General features: G+C 42.6%; 13 protein-coding genes. 11 read left to right on the forward strand and 2 right to left on the reverse strand.

The annotated features are described in order from the left end of the window. The first annotated feature begins 118 nt into the window (after window positions 1–118). From I1A42_RS07800 to rmf, 11 genes are all read left to right on the forward strand, one after another. Window positions 119–793 (forward strand): hypothetical protein, encoded by a 675-nt coding sequence (locus I1A42_RS07800; protein ID WP_196123795.1) that lies wholly within the window; start codon window positions 119–121, stop codon window positions 791–793. A gap of 346 nt (window positions 794–1,139) precedes the next feature. Continuing rightward, window positions 1,140–3,746: an aminopeptidase N gene (gene pepN / locus I1A42_RS07805; protein ID WP_196123131.1), complete on the forward strand. Its 2,607-nt coding sequence runs from the start codon at window positions 1,140–1,142 to the stop codon at window positions 3,744–3,746. A 51-nt stretch (window positions 3,747–3,797) separates the two neighbouring features. After that, the gene (locus tag I1A42_RS07810; RefSeq protein ID WP_196123132.1) at window positions 3,798–4,016 is read left to right on the forward strand and encodes a DUF2835 domain-containing protein; all 219 of its coding nucleotides are present in this window, start codon (window positions 3,798–3,800) and stop codon (window positions 4,014–4,016) included. A 257-nt stretch (window positions 4,017–4,273) separates the two neighbouring features. Continuing rightward, window positions 4,274–9,115 (forward strand): NAD-glutamate dehydrogenase, encoded by a 4,842-nt coding sequence (locus I1A42_RS07815; protein WP_196123133.1) that lies wholly within the window; start codon window positions 4,274–4,276, stop codon window positions 9,113–9,115. Window positions 9,116–9,188: 73 nt separating this feature from the next. Then, window positions 9,189–10,199, forward strand: coding sequence for a quinone-dependent dihydroorotate dehydrogenase (pyrD, locus tag I1A42_RS07820; protein WP_161154564.1), 1,011 nt, complete (start codon window positions 9,189–9,191; stop codon window positions 10,197–10,199). Between the two features lie 190 nt (window positions 10,200–10,389). Next, window positions 10,390–10,932 carry a cell division protein ZapC gene (locus I1A42_RS07825; protein WP_196123134.1) on the forward strand — a complete coding sequence of 181 codons (543 nt, stop codon included), beginning with the start codon at window positions 10,390–10,392 and terminating at the stop codon, window positions 10,930–10,932. Window positions 10,933–11,453: 521 nt separating this feature from the next. Next, on the forward strand, window positions 11,454–13,577 hold the full coding sequence (gene rlmKL / locus I1A42_RS07830; protein WP_196123796.1) for a bifunctional 23S rRNA (guanine(2069)-N(7))-methyltransferase RlmK/23S rRNA (guanine(2445)-N(2))-methyltransferase RlmL: 2,124 nt from the start codon (window positions 11,454–11,456) through the stop codon (window positions 13,575–13,577). 5 nt (window positions 13,578–13,582) lie between these two features. Then, window positions 13,583–13,825 carry a glutaredoxin family protein gene (locus I1A42_RS07835; protein WP_196123135.1) on the forward strand — a complete coding sequence of 81 codons (243 nt, stop codon included), beginning with the start codon at window positions 13,583–13,585 and terminating at the stop codon, window positions 13,823–13,825. Continuing rightward, entirely contained in the window at window positions 13,803–15,719 is a 1,917-nt protein-coding gene (locus I1A42_RS07840) for an ABC transporter ATP-binding protein (protein WP_196123136.1), read from the forward strand. Before I1A42_RS07835 ends, I1A42_RS07840 begins: the two co-directional genes overlap by 23 nt. Before the next feature lie 10 nt (window positions 15,720–15,729). Then, on the forward strand, window positions 15,730–17,478 hold the full coding sequence (locus tag I1A42_RS07845) for a DUF3466 family protein (RefSeq protein WP_196123137.1): 1,749 nt from the start codon (window positions 15,730–15,732) through the stop codon (window positions 17,476–17,478). Between the two features lie 157 nt (window positions 17,479–17,635). Next, the gene (gene rmf, locus I1A42_RS07850) at window positions 17,636–17,812 is read left to right on the forward strand and encodes a ribosome modulation factor (protein ID WP_161154559.1); all 177 of its coding nucleotides are present in this window, start codon (window positions 17,636–17,638) and stop codon (window positions 17,810–17,812) included. Between the two features lie 187 nt (window positions 17,813–17,999). Here rmf and fabA read toward each other — a convergent pair whose 3' ends face one another. Next, a complete protein-coding gene (gene fabA, locus I1A42_RS07855; protein WP_161154558.1) occupies window positions 18,000–18,518 on the reverse strand; it encodes a bifunctional 3-hydroxydecanoyl-ACP dehydratase/trans-2-decenoyl-ACP isomerase in 519 nt (172 codons plus the stop codon). 64 nt (window positions 18,519–18,582) lie between these two features. Continuing rightward, window positions 18,583–20,235 carry a S16 family serine protease gene (locus I1A42_RS07860; protein WP_196123138.1) on the reverse strand — a complete coding sequence of 551 codons (1,653 nt, stop codon included), beginning with the start codon at window positions 20,233–20,235 and terminating at the stop codon, window positions 18,583–18,585. Window positions 20,236–20,402: the final 167 nt, after the last annotated feature.

Consider the following 20,402-nt stretch of genomic DNA (forward strand, 5'->3'; position numbering starts at 1 on the left):
CATTATGGTTACACTACAGGTTGTGACTTAATACGATTAATGATTGGTATCATGTGAGCAATCTAGCTTGTTTCTTTCCTACGCTTAATGAATAAGCTGAGATAGGAGAGTAACAATGATGAAGTGGATGCATAAACTATTAGCCAGTGTTGCTCTGCTGGTGGCTCCATACGCGATAAGTCATGAGAACAAATCCCATGATTTGACTCAGTTTGACCAACCGTTACTGCTCGGCGATTGGTATTTTGTTAACCCAGAACCAGAAAAGTCCCAAGACGGTTTTCTCGCCATTAAAATGAGTTTTCATTCAAACTATCAATTTACCATCGATATCCAGAAAAAAGATTATGATATTGACCATTGGGAAGGTCTGTATTCAGCAACAGACCATACGTTAGCCATGGATTTGGGTAATGATTCTCCACATATTTATGAATATAAAGGGAACCACAATATGCTCTATATGAATGGGCTATATTTCACTAAGGGGTTACCTAATGCATTAGCAGGAATGTGGAGTAGTGAGAGTGTCAGCAGTGATGATAACAATATGAGTGACGCTGTAACACATGTTGATTTATTACTGCAACCTGACTTTGTGTTCCTATTTAGAGCGACTGACGCAAAGGGTGAACAGAAAGTACATCAAGGTGTTTACTACACAGAGCAAGACCATTTGGTCTTGATGTATGAAAAAGGTGAGCATGATACAACATTTTCGCTTAAGGATAATAAACTCACTTTGAAAGTAGAAGACGGTGCGATGCTTGCGGTATTGGATAGGGTGAAATAGAAATTTTGAGTTGCATAAAAGTAAGTTGCGTATTTTATCCATTACCCATCACTTAAATGCTGATTATTTAAACACTTAACACGAGGTAATTGCTCTAAATTCCTCGTTTTTTCATTTCTAGGGGTTGTTATTCATCCCAACAAGCCTAAGATCTGATAAGACCCAGATAACATCAAAAGGACTATTTTTCCTGATGTTATTATTTTTTGAATTCTACTCGGTATGAGAATTTTGAATTCAGCGACTTGGCGTTATCTGGGCGATACTAAAGATTACGGCGGAAATTATTCAACGTAAATTTTGGTATTTGCAGTCACATATACATTACGTCAAAAGGATTACGGCAATGGCTCAAACTCCACAAGCCAAACATAGAAAAGATTATAAACAGCCTTCCCATACTATCACTGATATCGAACTGACTTTTGATCTGCACGATACAGCGACAACAGTTACTGCTGTCTCTTACGTTAAACAGTTAGGGAATGAAACCACACTAAACTTAGACGGTGAAGGGTTAAAGCTCGAAGCGGTTAAAGTTGATGGTGCTGATTGGCATGAATACACCGAACTTGATGCAGGATTGGAAATCCGTGACTTACCTGCGGAATGTGAACTAACGATTGTCACCTTGATTAATCCGGAAGCGAATACGGCACTGGAAGGTTTGTATAAATCCGGTGGCGCTTTCTGTACTCAGTGTGAAGCGGAAGGGTTCCGTCGTATCACTTATTACTTAGATCGTCCGGACGTATTAGCCAAATACACGACAACGGTTATTGCGGATAAACAGCAATACCCATTCCTATTGAGTAATGGTAACCGTATTGAAGAAGGGATGACTGACAATGGTCGTCATTGGGTGAAATGGCAAGATCCTCATCCAAAACCCTCGTATTTGTTCGCTTTAGTTGCGGGTGACTTTGATGTTCGTCGTGATGAATATCAAACTCAATCTGGACGCAAAGTCGCGCTGGAAATCTTTGTTGATAAAGGTAACTTAGATCGCGCAAACCATGCCATGGTATCACTTATTAATGCTATGAAATGGGATGAAGAACGTTTTGATCTAGAGTACGACCTGGATATTTATATGGTTGTGGCCGTTGATTTCTTTAACATGGGCGCAATGGAAAACAAAGGCTTGAACGTCTTTAACTCTAAATATGTGCTTGCTAACAATCAAACGGCGACTGATACAGATTACTTAGGTATTGAATCTGTTATCGGGCATGAATATTTCCACAACTGGACAGGTAACCGCGTGACTTGTCGCGATTGGTTCCAGTTGAGTTTGAAAGAAGGTTTAACCGTTTTCCGTGATCAAGAATTTTCATCAGATTTAGGTTCTCGCGCAGTCAACCGTATTAATAATGTACGTATTATTCGCGGCCCTCAATTTGCTGAAGATGCGAGCCCAATGTCTCATCCAATTCGTCCAGAACAAGTGATTGAGATGAACAACTTCTACACGGTAACCGTGTATGAAAAAGGTAGTGAAGTTATTCGTATGATGCACACTCTTCTGGGTGAAGAGGGGTTCCAAAAAGGCATGAAGTTATACTTTGAACGCCATGATGGTACTGCAGCAACATGCGAAGATTTTGTTTCTGCAATGGAAGACGCTTCCGGCATTGATCTTAAACAGTTCCGTCTATGGTATAGCCAATCGGGTACGCCAACCGTCACTGTTTCAAGTGACTATGACGCGCAAGCTAAAACGTATGCGTTAACCGTAGAGCAGGTAACCGAACCAACCCAAGATCAAAAAGAAAAACAACCACTGCACATTCCTTTCGACATAGAATTGTACGCAAAAGATGGTCAAGTGATTGAGTTACAGTGTAATGGAAAGCCCGTTCATCATGTCTTGGATGTGAAAGAAGCAAAACAGACGTTTGTGTTTGAGAACGTGGCTGAGCAGCCAATTCCGTCATTACTTCGCGAATTTTCAGCACCGGTAAAATTGGTTTACGATTACCAAGATGACGAACTTACATTCCTAATGGTTCATTCTCGAAATGAGTTTGCACGTTGGGATGCAGGGCAGATGCTATTAGCAAAATACATCCGCAGTAACGTTGAACAGGTACAAAACGGTAAAGCAGTTGAATTACCGGAAGCCGTTATTGATGCATTCCGCGGGGTATTACTCAGTGATGAACTGGAACCGGCATTTATTGCTGAAATGTTATCACTACCTAATCACAACGAAGTGTCTGGTTGGTATAAAACTGTTGATGTTGATGCCATTGCTACTGTTCTAAAAGCGATCAAGCAACAGTTGGCTGATAATTTAGCTGATGAATTTGGTGCGACTTACCATACGCTGAAACAAACAGAATACACTATCGAGCACGCTGCGATCGGTAAACGAGCATTACGTAATGTATGTTTGAGTTACTTAGCGTTAACTGATCAAGGCGAAGCTTTAGTGAAAGCGCAATACGACAGTGCAAATAACATGACAGATACGATGGCAGCGATGTCGGCAGCAAACTCTGCTCAACTCGCATGCCGTGCTTCTATCATGGAAGACTACAGCAATAAGTGGAAACACGATGGCTTAGTTATGGATAAGTGGTTTATTTTGCAGGGTACAAATCCAGCATCGGATGCATTAGCCAATATCAAAGCAACGATGAACCATGAAGCGTTTAGTTTGAAAAACCCGAACCGTACACGCAGTTTAGTGGGGAGTTTCTTTGCCAATAACGCAGTGAACTTCCATGCGAAATCGGGTGAAGGGTATCGCTTTGCTGGTGAAATTCTTCGTGAATTAAACAGCAGTAATCCACAAGTTGCATCACGTCTTATCGACCCATTACTTAAATTCCGTCGTTATGATGAAGAGCGTCAAGCATTGATTAAAAAAGAGCTTGAAACACTCAAAGGTTTAGACAACCTAGCGAATGACTTGTATGAAAAAGTGACTAAAGCATTAGAAGGCTAAGCCTTTTATCCGTAAAATGAGTGGCACCTAGGGTGCCACTTTTTTATTGTTATGAATCAATATTATTTTTCGCTTAACATCTCTTATCAACGCTTTTTTGAGTATTACTCTGGAGCGGCAGCCACGGTGATGGTCGTGACGGATAATGGGCTGCGACTACAATTACCCGCAGCGCGTTTTCGTCCGCATTTAAGCCAACTGGGAATTCGAGGTCGGTTTCGCTTAACCACCGATAGTCATAATAAATTCAAACAACTAGATAAATTATAATCTCAATATAAAGAGGTAGATGAAACCGGACACAACCGTTTTATCTGTTTAACCGTACTAATCCCTCAGATTATATAAGTGTAAAGTCAATCTAACGCACAATTTTAAACATTTCCTCTGTTAGCGTATTCAAAAGTGTTAACGTGCAGTAAATAAAAGGTAAATAATCTCTTTACAATTAGCAGGCATTATCCAATGTAAGCACTATGCTTACATCATATTAATAGCGAAATGTCATGTTAATCTTGGAGTTGCCTATGACCGCTCGTGAAACTTTGATGCCGGTTCTACTCGAAAAAGTCTATCAATTGATTCAAGATCGATTAGAACTTGCTCAGCAGCCTTTAGTTACTCAACTAGCCCAACATCTTTTCAGTAACATCTCTCAGGATGATTTAGTCTCACGGAATGAGTCAGATCTCTACGGAGCCATTGTGAGTTTATGGCACCATATTAGTGAAAAATCCGCAGATGAACAGTCGGTTAGGGTATTTAATCCAACAGTAAGCCGTCAAGGGTGGCAATCCACTCATACCATTGTTGAAATTGTGGTACCTGATAGCCCGTTTTTAGTGGATTCAATAAAAATGGCATTAAGCCGGTTAGATTTAACCTCGCACTTGATGCTGAATGGACCAACGCAAATTGCGCGTAACAAACGGGGCACGATAACCAGCATTAATCAGAGCAAGGGAAATTGGCATTCACTGTTTCATATTGAAGTTGACCGCCTTAATACCCAAGAAGAAATGGATGAGTTAAAAAACGAATTACTCTCCATGCTTGGCGATACCAAACTTGTTGTTAATGATTGGCAGCCAATGGTGAGCAAGCTCTCTCAGGTGGTGGATCAACTAGAAGCGGATCGTAAACAGATTCCGATCGAAGACGATCGTTTCGCCGAAACAATAGAATTCCTGCGCTGGCTTGGCGATCATAATTTTACTTTTATGGGCTATAAGGAATTCGATCTGGTCGAAAATAATGGTGAGACAGAGCTCGTACCTACCAAGGAGCAAGGATTAGGATTGTTTTCTCAACCAGAAAAAGCTCGCCGTATTAAACTCACCGAATTTTCCGATTCTGCCCGTTTGGAAGCACAAAAACCGTATTTACTGATTGTGACCAAAGGTAATAAGCAGTCTAAGATCCATCGTCCGGCCTATACCGATTACATTGGGATTAAAAAGTTTGATAAGAATGGCAAAGTCGTGGGTGAGCATCGGTTTACGGGCTTGTACACGTCTGCTGTCTATAATCAAAGTGTAGAAAGCATTCCTCTAATTTGTGAAAAAGTGCAGCGGATCATTGAAGCCAGCCGATATCGCTTAGGATCGTATGCTCATAAAGCGCTCCATAATATTTTAGAAAACTATCCACGCGATGAACTGCTTCAATCCTCTGAAGAAGAATTACTGGAAGTTGGTATGGGCGTGGTGCAGATGCAAGATCGGGATCTATTACGCCTGTTTGTCCGGCGTGATCCTTTCGGACGTTTCTTTAGCTGCATGGTTTACGTATCAAAAGATCGTTATAACACCGAACTTCGACGTCAAACTCAACGGATCTTTAAACGCTATTTTGGTTGTCAGCAAGAGGTGGAATTTACCACTTACTTTTCAGAAAGCCCACTGGCTAGAACCCACTATATCGTGAGGGTTGACGACAATAATATGGAAGTGAATATCAATAAAATAGAGCAGAACTTGATGGAAGCATCGACCACTTGGGATGATCGTCTCTCTGAAGCCATCATTGCCAATTTTGGTGAAAGTACTGGGTTGCCACTCTCAAAAGAATATATGCGGGCTTTCCCACGGTCATATAAAGAAGATGTGATGCCAGGCTCAGCGGTTGCTGACATCGAGCGGCTTGAAGAACTTAACGAGAATCACAAATTGGGGATGTTGTTTTACCGACCTCAAGAAGAGCGCAGCAACTCTAAAGCAGTACGATTAAAACTGTATCACCGTGCAGAACCTATCCATCTATCTGATGTCATGCCGATGTTGGAAAATTTAGGGCTACGAGTCATCGGTGAATCGCCTTATGAAGTGGTTAAAACGAATCTCCAAACGTATTGGATTCTCGATTTCTCAATGCTGCATAAAAGCGATAAGGATGTTGATTTACGTGAAGCGCGTGATCGTTTTCAACATGCTTTTGCTCAGATTTGGGCTGGGGAATTAGAGAGTGATGGTTTCAACCGTTTAGTGTTAGATGCTGCGCTCACTGGGCGTGAAGTTTCTATTTTACGATCATATGCACGATATATGCGCCAAGTGGGGTTTCCGTTTAGTCAGCACTATATCGAAGAGACTCTAAATCATTATCCGGATCTTGCGAAAACCCTAGTGGCGTTATTTGTGCGCCGTTTTGATCCAAAATACAAAGGAGCAAATAAAGGTCAGCAAGATTTGATCAAACAGATAACCGATCAGCTCGAACACGTAGAGAGTTTAGATGATGATAGGATCATCCGCCGTTATATGGAGATGATTTTAGCCACATTGCGTACCAACTATTACCAAACTGATGAATTGGGCGCAGTTAAACCTTGGCTTGCCCTGAAAATGGAGCCAAGAGCGATTCCTGAAATACCAGCACCGGTTCCTGCCTTTGAGATTTTTGTCTATGCACCTGATATGGAAGGGGTTCACCTGCGCGGTGGTAAAGTGGCACGGGGCGGATTACGTTGGTCTGATCGCCAAGAAGATTTCCGTACTGAAATTCTAGGACTAGTCAAAGCACAACAAGTTAAAAATACAGTGATTGTTCCTGTTGGTGCGAAAGGCGGCTTTGTGTGTAAGAAGCAACCATTGCTGACTAGCCGAGATGACATCTTTGCTGAAGGGCAACGTTGCTATAAACGTTTTATCCGCGCTTTATTGGACGTGTCAGATAACATTGTTGAAGGTGAAATCGTACCACCGAAAAATGTGGTGCGCCATGATGAAGATGATCCTTATTTGGTTGTAGCTGCTGATAAAGGCACGGCAACGTTCTCTGATTTGGCCAATTCTGTCTCTCAAGAATATAACTTCTGGCTCGGGGATGCCTTTGCCTCTGGTGGTTCTAATGGTTATGACCATAAGGCTATGGGGATTACCGCAAAAGGGGGATGGGAGTCGGTAAAACGGCATTTCCGTGAAATGGGTATTGATTGTCAAACGACAGATTTTACTGCCATTGGTGTGGGTGATATGGCGGGCGACGTGTTTGGTAATGGGATGTTGCTTTCGAAACATACTCAATTGCAAGCAGCGTTTAACCATATCAATATCTTTATTGATCCCAATCCTGATGCTGCAGCGAGTTGGCAAGAACGGGATCGTCTATTTAATCTGCCACGATCCAGCTGGGAAGATTATGATCAGTCTTTGATCTCGAAAGGCGGCGGAATCTTCTCGCGCAAAGCAAAATCGATTCCTTTGTCTCCAGAAATTCAAAAAATGTTAGGGATAAAGAAAGCATCATTAGCGCCAAACGATCTGATTAAAGCGATTTTACGCATGGAAGTGGATCTACTGTGGAATGGTGGGATCGGAACTTATGTGAAGTCTTCCAGTGAAACTCATACTGATGTCGGTGATCGCGCTAATGATGCGTTACGTATCGATGGCCGAGAGTTACGCGCTAAAGTGGTTGGTGAAGGCGGTAACCTTGGTATGACACAGAAAGGACGTATTGAATATGCGCTGAATGGCGGACGTGTTAACACGGACTTTGTCGATAACGTGGGTGGCGTTGATTGTTCTGATAATGAAGTGAACATTAAAATCTTCTTGAATTCGCTGGTGGCTAACGGCGATCTCACGGTGAAGCAGCGTAACCAAACTTTAGAAAAAATGGAGCAAGAAGTCGGAGAGATCGTGCTCGAAGACGCATACTGCCAGTCTGAATCTATTTCGATTACTGAACATCAGGGTGTCTCGGTGATGAAAGAGCAAATGCGCTTTATTCATACCATGGAGAAATCCGGTTATTTGGATCGTGCTCTAGAATACATCCCCGATGACGAGACATTACTAGAACGAGAAAAGCAGGGACAGGGGTTAACTCGACCTGAAGTTTCCGTTCTCATTGCATACAGTAAAATGCTGTTAAAAGAGCAGCTTGCTTGTGAAGGAATAGCCGACGATGAGTACCATGCCAAGCAGTTAGTGCAATACTTCCCAACGGAGTTACGCCGTCACTATTCATCACAAATGCCAACTCATCCATTGCGTGTGGAAATCATTGCGACTGCATTAGCCAATCAGATGGTGAATGAAATGGGCTGTAATTTCGTGACACGTCTTCAGGATGAAACTGGCTCTAATGTGATTGATATTGCGAATGCGTATGCTGCAGCGCGAGATATCTTTAGTTTTCCAACGGTGTTAAGCAAAATTCGTCAGTTGGATAATATTGCCACGTCCAAGGCGCAATATGATGTGTTCTTCGTTGTGCGCCGAACTTTACGCCGTTTAACTCGGTGGTTTTTGCGTAATCGTCAGGGTAAGCAATCGGTACAAACATTGATTGATCGTTTCCGTGGCGATGTTCAAATTGTCATTTCTTCACTGGATCAGTTTATTGTTGAGTCAGAAGTGGCAGAGCACAACCGTATGGCACAGCGTTGGGTTGAGCAGGGGGTTGATAGCGAAACCGCTAATTATGTGGCTCGGTTATCGAGCTTGTATTCAGCGTTGGATATTTCAAGTGTTGCAAAAGAAAGAGGGCAAACAGTACAAAAAACGGCGCATGTGTACTTTACATTGGGCGATAGACTGTCACTGCACTGGTTCTTAAATCAGATCAACAGTCAAGCGGTGGATAATAACTGGCAGGCACTTGCTAGAGCTGCTTTTAGAGAAGATCTCGATTGGCAGCAACGCCAGTTAACTGCTCAAGTGTTAGTTTGCCAATGTTCTCCAGAGGAGCTGGATGTGATGGCCGCTTTAGATGGGTGGATAGCCGCGAATGAGGTATCGTTGCAACGTTGGGAAAACATCCTCAATGAGTTCAAAGTGGGTACTGTGCATGAGTTTGCTAAGTTCTCTGTTGCACTTAGAGAGTTGATGTTGCTCAACTTAAACTGTCAAGCTGCCGAATAATAATTGAATTGTATTGCAAATACGTCAATAATAACGCCCCGTTTACTCGGGGCTTTTTTCTTTCGGAGGCACAATGCTCTACCGCTTAGCCAGATCTGGCTTTTTCAAATTGGATGCTGAAAAGGCACACGAACTTGCCATTCAGAATTTCAAACGTTTTAACGGTACTCCTCTCGATCTTTTCTACCGTCAAACTCTTCCTAACCGACCAGTAGAGTGCATGGGGTTGACGTTCAAAAACCCAGTTGGTCTTGCTGCTGGATTAGATAAAAATGGCGAATGTATTGAAGCATTTGGTGCTATGGGCTTCGGTTTTGTTGAAGTTGGCACAGTCACGCCTCGTCCACAGCCTGGTAATGATAAACCACGCTTATTCCGCATTATACCGGCGGAAGGGATCATCAACCGCATGGGATTCAACAATAATGGTGTTGATGCGCTCGTTGAAAATGTGAAGCAGGCGAAATATGACGGTGTTATTGGTATTAACATCGGTAAAAACAAGGATACGCCAATCGAAAATGGGGTAGATGACTACCTAATTTGTATGGATAAGGTGTATGACCACGCGGGTTATATTGCAGTCAACATTAGTTCGCCAAACACACCAGGACTACGTACGCTGCAATATGGTGAGGCGTTAGATGAATTGCTTGCGGCATTAAAGCAAAAACAAGCCGAACTGGCGAAGCAATACGATAAGTATGTTCCATTGGCACTGAAGATCGCACCAGACTTGAGTGATGAAGAATTATCCCAAATTTGCCAGTCTTTGTTAAAAAATAACATTGATGGCGTGATAGCGACAAATACAACGTTAGATCGCAGTATGGTCGATGGAATGAAATTTGGTACTGAGACTGGCGGTTTAAGTGGTCGTCCATTGACTGCACGCAGTACAGAAGTGATCAAATGCTTGTATAAAGAGTTAGGAGATGAGATCCCGATCATTGGTGTCGGCGGGATCGATGATTATGTCTCAGCGAAAGAAAAACTACTTGCCGGGGCGAAACTGGTGCAAGTATACAGTGGCTTTATTTACAAAGGTCCAGGTTTAGTACGAGACATCGTTAAAAACCTATAGATTAGCTGAATAATAACAGCACTTGTCTATCACTAATAAAAAGTGACAAGGTGACTTTCAGAGGAAATGAGACATTCATTTCCTCTTTTTTTTTCTCTGGTCACTAATAAAATTACCTCAATTCGTTGGCAAAGGTAATTAAGCGTTTACCTAAATTCTAAAAATATAATGGAAATAGAGAGAGGGCATAATGCTTAAACCCAGTGATAAATGGAGCTGGTACTACTCAGATAGTGATGGTTATCTGATGCTCGATCTAGATGATGAGATGGTGTTTCGCACCAATTTAAGCCGCAAACTTTTAGTGGATTGTGCGTTTGAATCTCAGCCATTCTCTGTCGATGATGCATCAGACTATCAGACATATAAAGAGCAGATAGCGCATCTACCACTGAGTGAACCACGCAAAGCAGAACTCGCTTTATATTGTGTTGCAGCTAAGCGCTTCCATAAGCCTGTGCAGCCTAAGAGCTGGTTCTTTGATTACCAAGGCCTAGGGTATCAACCTGAGATGGGGGATATTGTGAGCTTGGTTAATGAATACAACCAGGGACATTTCATTGTTCTCGATGTTGGTGATAGCGCTAGTCTATGTGCTGTTGTCGATTTAGAGGCGTTTAGCCTGAACGGGGCAAAATCATTGAGCTTTGGTCAAGTGATTAAAGTGATGCATGACAGAATGGTCTGTGCCAATGAGATATTGATTTCACATGACATTGCTCTAGTCGGTTAATCCAGTAGGGCAATCGTGTTTCCTTTTTAATTTCCTTAAGTCATTTCGTTCCTTTGTTTTATTTTCCAATCGGCGCTACGCCGATTTTTTTTTGTCCTTTATTCCTCATAAGCTGATTCCTGCTTTGTTTCCCTTCTGCAAAATGTCTCTTTTTTCTGCAATCTGTGTGAGGATTGTGCAAAATCGTACGTCGGATTTCCTGCAAATGTGACAATTTATTCTCCACTTCTTAGTCAATAGATGCCTTAAAATTCCTGTTTTATGCCAAAAAGTAACTAAATTACAGCGCATATTGTTACTTGGTATAGACCAATTTGAATGTGAATAAATACTCACTATCGCTATAAGCCTTTATAAATGGTGAATGATAAAAATAAGAATGAGCCCATTAGAAAACGGACATGAATTGGCGATGTGTTGAACAATTGAGTGAGAATTTTTGAAAATCACCCAGTTACATTTAGGAATGGTTCGCAATGTCAGTTATAATCACAGACCATTTTAAGCAGTCTAAGAGCACTATGAATCAGTATTTGGCGGTAACCTCAAACGGACTTGAGAACCTATTAGTTGATGAACTAACCCAGCTAGGAATTTCTAACGCAAAACCTGTTCAGGCAGGGGTAAAATTTAAAGCATCGAATGAACAGATTTATCGTTGCTGTTTATGGAGTCGTCTCGCTTCACGTTTTGTGCGTATTGTGTCGGAATTTACCTGCCAAGATGATATGGATCTGTATCTAGCGACCACAGCTGTTAATTGGGTCAATCATTTTCATAGCTCGAAAAAGTTCGTGGTTGATTTCAATGGTACTAACCGCGAAATTCGTAATAGCCAATATGGCGCGATGAAAGTGAAAGATGGGGTTGTTGATTGCTTTACGAAGAAAAACCTACCGCGTCCGTCGATCAGTAAAGAAGATGCTGATCTGCGTATTCACGTACGGTTACACCGTGACAAAGCTATTTTAGGGATAGATATGGTTGGCGGTGGACTGCACTTACGTGGATATCGTCCCAAATCGGGTCGTGCTCCACTGCGTGAAACACTAGCGGCTGCGATTGTTTCTCGTAGTGGTTGGGATACCACTAAACCGTTATTAGATCCTATGTGTGGTTCTGGTACGCTTTTAATCGAAGCGGCGATGATAGCGGCGAATATGGCGCCGGGCGTTAAACGCCAGAGTTGGGGTTTTGAAGCACTTGAAGACTTCGAACCCGAGTTATGGGCTGAGATTAAATCGGAAGCCAATGTTCAAGCTCGACGAGGTGTCAAAAAAGTTGACGCTAAGTTCTACGGCTACGATAACGACCCACGAGTCCTTGAAACGGCGAAAGAGAATGCGCGTCGTGCTGGTGTCGACGAGCTTATCGAATTTCGCTTAGGCGATGCGGCGAAACTGACTCGCCCACAAGAGTTTGAAAATGGTGTTATTGTCTGTAACCCACCTTACGGTGAACGTTTAGGTACGCATCCAGGCTTAATTGCCTTATACACGGCGTTTGGCGCACAGCTTAAATCTGAGTTCGGTGGTTGCCAAGCGTCTATATTTTCAAGTGATGACGAATTATTAAGTTGTCTGCGTATGCGAGCAGACAAACAGTTCAAATTGAACAATGGTGCGTTACCGTGTCACCAAAAAAACTATTCCATCAGTCAACGTGCTGCAGGTGATGCAACAACAACGGCGCAAGCAAGCCTTGTTGCACCAGATTTTGCTAACCGTTTAAAGAAAAACATTAACAAAATCGGTAAATGGGCTAAGCGTGAAGGTTTAGATTGTTATCGTATCTATGACGCCGATTTACCTGAATATAACGTTGCGATTGATATCTACTTAGACCATTTGGTGATTCAAGAATACGCCGCACCAAAAGACATTCCAGAAGAAAAAGCCAAACGTCGTTTAACCGATATTATTCGTGCTGCTATCCAAGTACTGGATATGGATGCTAACAATGTCGTGTTAAAAGTGCGTGAGAAGAAAAAAGGGACGTCTCAATATCAAAAGCTTGGCCAACAATCAGAAATGCTCACGATGCACGAGTATGGGGTTAAGCTGCTGGTTAATCTTTATGATTATTTAGATACCGGTGTTTTCCTTGATCATAAGCTGACCCGTCGCCGTTTGGGCGAAATGGCATCAGGTAAAGACTTCCTTAACTTATTTGCTTACACAGGCTCAGCGACGGTGCATGCTGCTGTTGGGGGCGCTCGTTCAACAACGACGGTAGATATGTCTAAAACCTATCTCAATTGGGCAAAAGATAATATGCAGCTTAATGGTCAGGTTGGCCGTCAGCACCGTTATGAACAAGCCGATTGTCTGCAGTGGTTAGAGCAATCAAAAGGTGAGTATGATCTTATCTTTATCGATCCACCGACGTTCTCTAATTCAAAACGCATGGAACAGACATTTGATGTCCAGCGCGATCATTTAAATGTTTTCACTCATCTAAAGCGTTTACTACGTCCTGATGGGACCATCGTTTTCTCAAATAATAAGCGCCACTTTAAAATGGATCTTGATGGATTGGCTGAGCTTGGCCTTGAAGCAACGAATATTTCAAGCCAAACGTTACCGATGGATTTTGGGCGTAACAAACAGATTCACAACTGCTGGATTGTAAAACATAAAGCGTAAGACTCGTGATTACCTTATTCAGCACAATAGGTTGCCACTTATGTGAAATGGCTTACCAACAGCTGCAACAAGCTGGGGTAAGCCATTTGGTCAAGATAGTTGATATTGCCGACGATGAGTATTTGAGTGCTCGTTACGGTGTCACTATTTCAGTGTTGCAATACGCTGAGAATGAACTGAATTGGCCGTTTAATTTCAACGAATTAATCCAATGGTTAGATAGAAATGGCATTGATTACCATCAATAATGGACTGCTTGCGTTTGGCGATCATCCATTACTCGATAACGCAGATTTTGCTCTGCAAGAAAATGAACGTGTATGTCTCGTTGGCCGTAATGGCGCGGGTAAATCGACTTTAATGAAAGTGTTATCTGGGGATATTTTGCTCGATGATGGCAAAATGTCAGTCACACAAGACGTGGTGGTTTCACGTTTGGAACAAGATCCGCCTCGGGATGAGCAAGGCACTGTTTATGATTACGTGGCGGCTGGACAAGCGGAAGTCAGTAAACAACTCAAGATCTACAACGATCTATTAGATCGAGTGGCTGAAGATCCTTCTGAATCCAATATTAAGAAGCTGGCGACGGTTCAAGAACAGCTTGAGCATTCTGGTGCATGGCGTTTTGATGACAGAATCAAGAACGTGTTAGGAGCCTTAAACCTTGACGCACACACTTTATTGACTGAGCTGTCAGGTGGATGGCAACGTAAGGCGGCATTAGCGCGAGCGTTGGTGTGTGATCCAGACGTGTTACTCCTAGACGAACCGACCAACCACTTGGATGTCAGTACTATCGAGTGGTTAGAGGGATTTCTAAAAGATTTCCGTGGCTCTATTATCTTTATTTCGCACGACCGTGCATTCATTAAATCGATGGCTACCCGTATTGTAGATCTCGATCGTGGTCAATTAAGCTCATTTCCTGGTGATTATGAGAATTACTTAATTGCCAAAGAAGAAGCTTTGCGTGTTGAAGATATGCAGAACGCGGAATTCGATAAAAAGCTTGCGCAAGAAGAAGTCTGGATTCGTCAAGGCATTAAAGCACGGCGTACGCGTAATGAAGGGCGTGTAAGAGCTCTTAAAAAACTGCGTGAAGAGCGCAGTGAGCGCCGTGAAGTGCAGGGCAAGGTCAATCTACAAATTGATGATGCAGCCCGTTCTGGCAAGATTGTGTTTGAAGCCGAACATTTGAACTATGCGATTGAAGGCAAGAATATCATTAATGATTTCACTTTCAATGTAATGCGTGGTGATCGAATTGCTCTGATTGGTCCAAATGGATGTGGTAAAAGTACTTTATTGAAGCTGCTGCTCGGTGAAAAAGAACCTGATGCAGGCCGCCTCCATTGCGGTACAAAACTCGAAGTGGCTTACTTCGATCAATATCGTGAGGTATTGGATCCTGAAAAATCGGTCATTGATAACTTGGCCGATGGTAAGCAAGAAGTCATGGTTGGTGGTCGTCAGCGCCATGCATTGAGTTATTTACAAGACTTTTTGTTTGCACCTAAACGCGCTCGTACACCTGTTAAAGCATTATCTGGTGGTGAGAAAAACCGTTTGTTACTCGCGCGTATTTTCCTCAGACAAAACAACTTATTGGTACTCGATGAACCCACTAACGATTTAGATATCGAAACATTGGAACTTTTAGAAGATTTGCTTGCCAATTATCAGGGTACATTATTATTAGTCAGTCACGACCGTGAATTTGTTGATAATACCGTAACCACAAGTTGGATCTTTGAAGGTGATGGCCAGATTGAAGAATTCGTTGGCGGTTATCACGATGCTCAGCAACAACGTGCACAGGTTAAGGCGGCGCGTCAAAGTGATGAACGTAAAGAAAAGGTAAAAGAGGTTGAGGAATCTCCCAAAAATGCCCAATCTAAGCCGAAATCTAAGAAGTTGTCTTATAAACTGCTGCGCGAGTTGGAAGCTCTACCAGAGAAATTAGAACAATTAGAAAATGAAATAGGCTCTTTGCAGGAGCAAGTGAATAATCCAGAATTTTTCGCTCGCCCTGTCGATGAGACCCAACCCATTTTAGACAAGTTGGCTGCAACAGAGCAGGAGCTTGAGATTGCTTTTGAGCGATGGGAAGAGCTCGAAGCAATGCAACAGGACAGTTAATTAAGAAGTTATGAAACAAAAGACATTTAAAAGAACCGTTGTGTCAGCAGCGGTACTGCTCGCATCAGCGAATGCATCTGCTGCTTTATACGAAGTTGTTGAAGTGACGCCTCCTAATAGTGGTTATGCCAGTGCATTTGGTGTTGCGATTCAAAAAGGTAACCTTTCTGGCGATCCAGTACTTGGCTGTTTTGATGATTCAGCAACGATCGGCACATGTGAATCGGATTTTGCTCTCGCTGGTGAAACTCGCTCTGTTGCTATCAATGCTGGTCAAGCGGTGGATGGTATTAGCTATCGAGAAGAAGCGCCTTGGGCAATGGATAACGCCTTTATCTACATTCAAGACCAAGATGCATTTGAGGATTACTGTGACAGCGAATTACTTTACGCTACTTGTGAAAGTTGGGCGAAGGTTCGCTGGGACGTATGGAATGATGAGAAAAGTGGTGATACCACACCTAATGCTATTGCTTTCCTTGAAGAGAGTGGTTCGCCAACGCTAGTTGACACTGATGGTACTAATAATACCGTGATCAATAGTGTGGACAGTAATGGTGATGCAACAGGTATCAAACTAGCCGCTGGCGAAGTTACATATGCGGATGATGACGGTGGTTATGTTCGGAGTGATGTCTCTCAGTTATATTCAGGCTCAACATCGCTGACTGCACCTAGTGGTGATGCTGTTCGTGCTTGGAAATACGACGCGACGAACGACTTTATCTCTGGCAGTATTGGCACCTTTTCTTCTACTGATAATGGTGATTACTATTACACCAAAGCCGCATTGTGGAACGCCGCTGGTACCGCTGTTCAACTGAACTGGCCAAGTGGGGTTCGTGATGAAGACGATCGCTTAGCTCAAGGCAGCATGCGTGATTTTTACGTAGATACAGACACTAGTACGATTTATGGCGTGGGTTACAACACCTTCGATGACGATGAGAACTATATGAATGCCGCAGTATTCAAGGTTTCTTACACTGGCTCATCGGATACAAGCTGGCAAACGGCAAGTAATTGGACAACTACCGTGGTGTCTAACGCAGAATCAGAAGACAGTGATGACTACATCTACAGTAACAGTAAGTTAACTGCTATTAACGAAAACCTTATCGCAATTGGTGAAGCAAAACGTGATGGTGACCACCCGAAAAATGGTGCAGCCAATAATCGTATGTTTGTTGTTTCTGATGTAACCAGTCCATCAGCAACGTATTTCTCTGGTGGTATATTCTTTACTGGTGCTGGTGGTAAAGCAGAAGCGATCAACGATTATAACGAGATTGTTGGTCAGGTTGATGCTGAAAACGTGCGTGAAAAGGATGGTAAAGTTCGCCGTAAACGTGCATTTATATACCCATATAGCGGCACTGGTACCGAGTCAACACGTCGTGCCATCTTTAATAATCAAGCATGGTGGTTAGACAACCTGACTAATGGTGGTACGTATTCTTCTGCAAACAATGCTTATCGTATTATTGATGCCTCTGACATCAATGATGCTGGCGTTATTTCGGCAACCGCATTGAAGTGTGATGGTGGGTATGACTCAACAGATTACGACGCGACTTGTGGTGATGGCAAACAGGATGAAAGTGTCGTTTCTGTGAAGCTTGTTCCAATTCCAGGTGCAACATCGTCAGACATCTCTGAACGTGGTGAATCAGACGATAGTACCTCACGTAGTGGTGGTGCCTTTGGATACGGGGCTTTGATTCTATTAGGATTCCTTGGGTTCCGTCGTAGAAAATAAAAATTTGTCAATAAGGGCACAAACTCACAGATTTGGGTTTGTGCTTTTTTTTAGTCTTGTCATCGTCCAAAAATTAAGCAATTCTTACAGGGTGGTAATAAAAACGCCACATATTAGTCATGTTTAAACACAAGCTAAACTGTATGAGGACTTGAATATGAAGAGACAGAAGCGTGATCGCCTGGAAAGAGCTCAATCTCAGGGATACAAAGCTGGACTAAACGGCAGATCGCAAGAAGAATGTCCCTATACACAACAACTTGATGCCCGTTCCTATTGGTTAGGGGGCTGGCGAGACGCAAGGGAAGACAAACAAATGGGTCTCTATAAGTAAATTCCCCACACAATATGCTCAATTATGTTATCCCTTAATTGGGAACGTTAAGCCCCGTATCAAGGGGCTTTTTAATGGCTAAAATTTATACCTATATCGTTTATAGCATGAGTTTTAATGCACTATAACTAAAGCTATTGTGAACAAAAAAACGACCCTCGGGTCGTTTTTTCTATTCTGTCTGCGATTAAAATGCAGAAGTGTCTTGGAACAAGCCCACTTTCAGATCTTTTGCTACGTAAATTTCTTTACCGTCAACTAAAACGCGACCATCAGCTAGGCCCATTACCAGTTTACGGTTAACCACACGTTTCATGTTGATTTCGTAAGTGACTTTTTTTGCAGTCGGTAGGATTTGACCAGTGAATTTTACTTCACCAACACCTAGTGCACGGCCTTTACCTTTGCCGCCAACCCAACCAAGGAAAAAGCCAACTAGCTGCCACATTGCATCTAGACCAAGACAGCCCGGCATGACTGGGTCGCCTGGAAAGTGGCAATCGAAGAACCAAAGATCTGGAGTGATATCGAGTTCAGCAATGATAAGACCTTTACCATATTCACCTTCAGTCTCAGACATTTTTGACACACGGTCCATCATCAGCATATTAGGCGCTGGCAATTGAGGGTAACCTGGGCCAAAAAGTTCACCACGACTAGAAGCTAGTAGGTCGTCACGGTTGTAAGAATCTCGTTTATTCTGCATTATCAATTACTCCAATATTTGATAGGTGCATGTTAGTGAACACCTGTACGCCAAACAACTCCGATCAGTGGGAAAATAGCCAATTTTTCAGGCGATCGATCAGTGAACTCGGCTGTTCATGTTTTTCAAAATTATCAATACGTTCGGCAATCTTATTTAAGATGCTCGAGTTTTCATCACTTCTAAATGGTTCACCTAAAAGAAGTGGGATGACATCATCAACAGTTGATACCGGCCAAATATTAAATTGACCAGAACGAATACTGTCGACCACAGTAGGGTGCAATGCCAAATGCTTTAAGTTGCTCGCTGGCAAAATAACGCCTTGTTGACCAGTAAATCCTTGGTGTTCGCAAACTCGATAAAACCCTTCGATTTTTTCATTCAGTCCACCTACGGCTTGTACACGCCCAAATTGGTCGACCGCACCAGTGACTGCTTTTTGCTGATCGATAGGGGTCTCTGATAGGGCACTGACTAAAGAGCATAACTCTGCTAATGATGCACTATCGCCGTCGACTTCACTGTAAGACTGTTCAAATACCACCGATGCTGAAAATGGCAGCGGCATATCTAAGTTTAGGGCACTACTGACGAATGCTTGCATTATCATCATGCCTTTAGCATGTAGATTACCACCTAGATCGACTTTACGTTCAACATCAGCAATGTCACCATCACCAAAGTGAATAACGCAGGAAATACGTGCCGGTTCACCATAAGATAGCGGATGCCCAGCCACATCAACCACGGTTAACCCATTCACCTGGCCGATTTGTTCACCTTGCGTCTCAATGATGACTTGCCCGTCAAGAATGTCATCCATTGCTCGTTCTGGTAAATAAGAAGCTCGGTAATAGCGATCTTTAATGACGTCTTCAACATGGACTGCAGTAATGGTTTGACCATGTGATTTACGCTTGCATTCACTCAATATCGAGCGATGCCACAATAAACACAGCGGGGCATAATGTTGGTCTTCAGTATAACGAGCACCGGCTGTCAGTAATGCTTTAATGCCATCAGCGGTAAAATGTGGAATGTCATATTGCTGGCAAAGCCACTTAAGGTAACCTAGATACTGAACTATCGACTGTTCATTGATTTTTAGATCAAGTTCGATTTCACTAAATAGACATAAACCCGAGTGAATATCTGGGTCTAAATAATCCACATCACCAAGTTGGTTACGGTCTCCCACAACAACTAATTTAACGTTATAACGTTTGGCCGTGGAAGACTGGATGGGGGATTTAGGGTCGCAATTTAACGGGTAGGTTTCTTCACCTAACAGTGCCGCCTTAAGCAGTGGCCAACTCACGGGGTTAGCAATGAGTAAATTTGCTGAAACAATTAAATAACCGCCATCGGCTTTATCTAGCAATCCTGATACTTCATGAATCACATGGCCGTTCTCTGCTTTTACTTGGCCAAATAGAGTATCAATATTCAGAGATTCAGAAATGATAACCGGTGTGTCTTCATTCACGCGCTGTTGTATGGTGCCTTGAATAAGATGGCGATAGATTGAGTTATCGGGAGCGTTAATCAACAGTAGGCGAGTAAAGCCATCCATTTCGATAAACTGAGAAAGGGTTACAGACAGGCGAGGTTGCACGTCGAGTAAGTTATTTTCTTCCAAAGATGCATATTGCTCTATCTGGCTGTTGTACGCATCATATTGAGGCGTCACTGAACGCCAAATTTCTTTTGTCATTGAAATGTATTACTGATGAAAAGGAGCTAAATTATATAGAAAAATAGATCTGATACCAATCGAAGTCATGCTCTGTGAGTGATTACATAACAAAAGAGTGCTTAATCGCTCAATCATTAAACATTGATACCCAAGTAACCTCCAATTGGTCAGTGTTATTTTAGTCA

The sequence above is a fragment of the Vibrio nitrifigilis genome, from assembly GCF_015686695.1.
Lineage (GTDB): Bacteria > Pseudomonadota > Gammaproteobacteria > Enterobacterales > Vibrionaceae > Vibrio > Vibrio nitrifigilis.

Coding starts and splice junctions, on each gene's coding strand:
- I1A42_RS07840 (WP_196123136.1), top strand. CDS start 13,803: ATGGCATTGATTACCATCAATAATGGACTGCTTGCGTTTGGCGATCAT.
- rmf (WP_161154559.1), top strand. CDS start 17,636: ATGAAGAGACAGAAGCGTGATCGCCTGGAAAGAGCTCAATCTCAGGGA.
- I1A42_RS07800 (WP_196123795.1), top strand. CDS start 119: ATGAAGTGGATGCATAAACTATTAGCCAGTGTTGCTCTGCTGGTGGCT.
- fabA (WP_161154558.1), bottom strand. CDS start 18,518: ATGCAGAATAAACGAGATTCTTACAACCGTGACGACCTACTAGCTTCT.
- rlmKL (WP_196123796.1), top strand. CDS start 11,454: ATGAATCAGTATTTGGCGGTAACCTCAAACGGACTTGAGAACCTATTA.
- pepN (WP_196123131.1), top strand. CDS start 1,140: ATGGCTCAAACTCCACAAGCCAAACATAGAAAAGATTATAAACAGCCT.
- I1A42_RS07810 (WP_196123132.1), top strand. CDS start 3,798: ATGAATCAATATTATTTTTCGCTTAACATCTCTTATCAACGCTTTTTT.
- I1A42_RS07845 (WP_196123137.1), top strand. CDS start 15,730: ATGAAACAAAAGACATTTAAAAGAACCGTTGTGTCAGCAGCGGTACTG.
- I1A42_RS07860 (WP_196123138.1), bottom strand. CDS start 20,235: ATGACAAAAGAAATTTGGCGTTCAGTGACGCCTCAATATGATGCGTAC.
- I1A42_RS07815 (WP_196123133.1), top strand. CDS start 4,274: ATGACCGCTCGTGAAACTTTGATGCCGGTTCTACTCGAAAAAGTCTAT.
- pyrD (WP_161154564.1), top strand. CDS start 9,189: ATGCTCTACCGCTTAGCCAGATCTGGCTTTTTCAAATTGGATGCTGAA.
- I1A42_RS07825 (WP_196123134.1), top strand. CDS start 10,390: ATGCTTAAACCCAGTGATAAATGGAGCTGGTACTACTCAGATAGTGAT.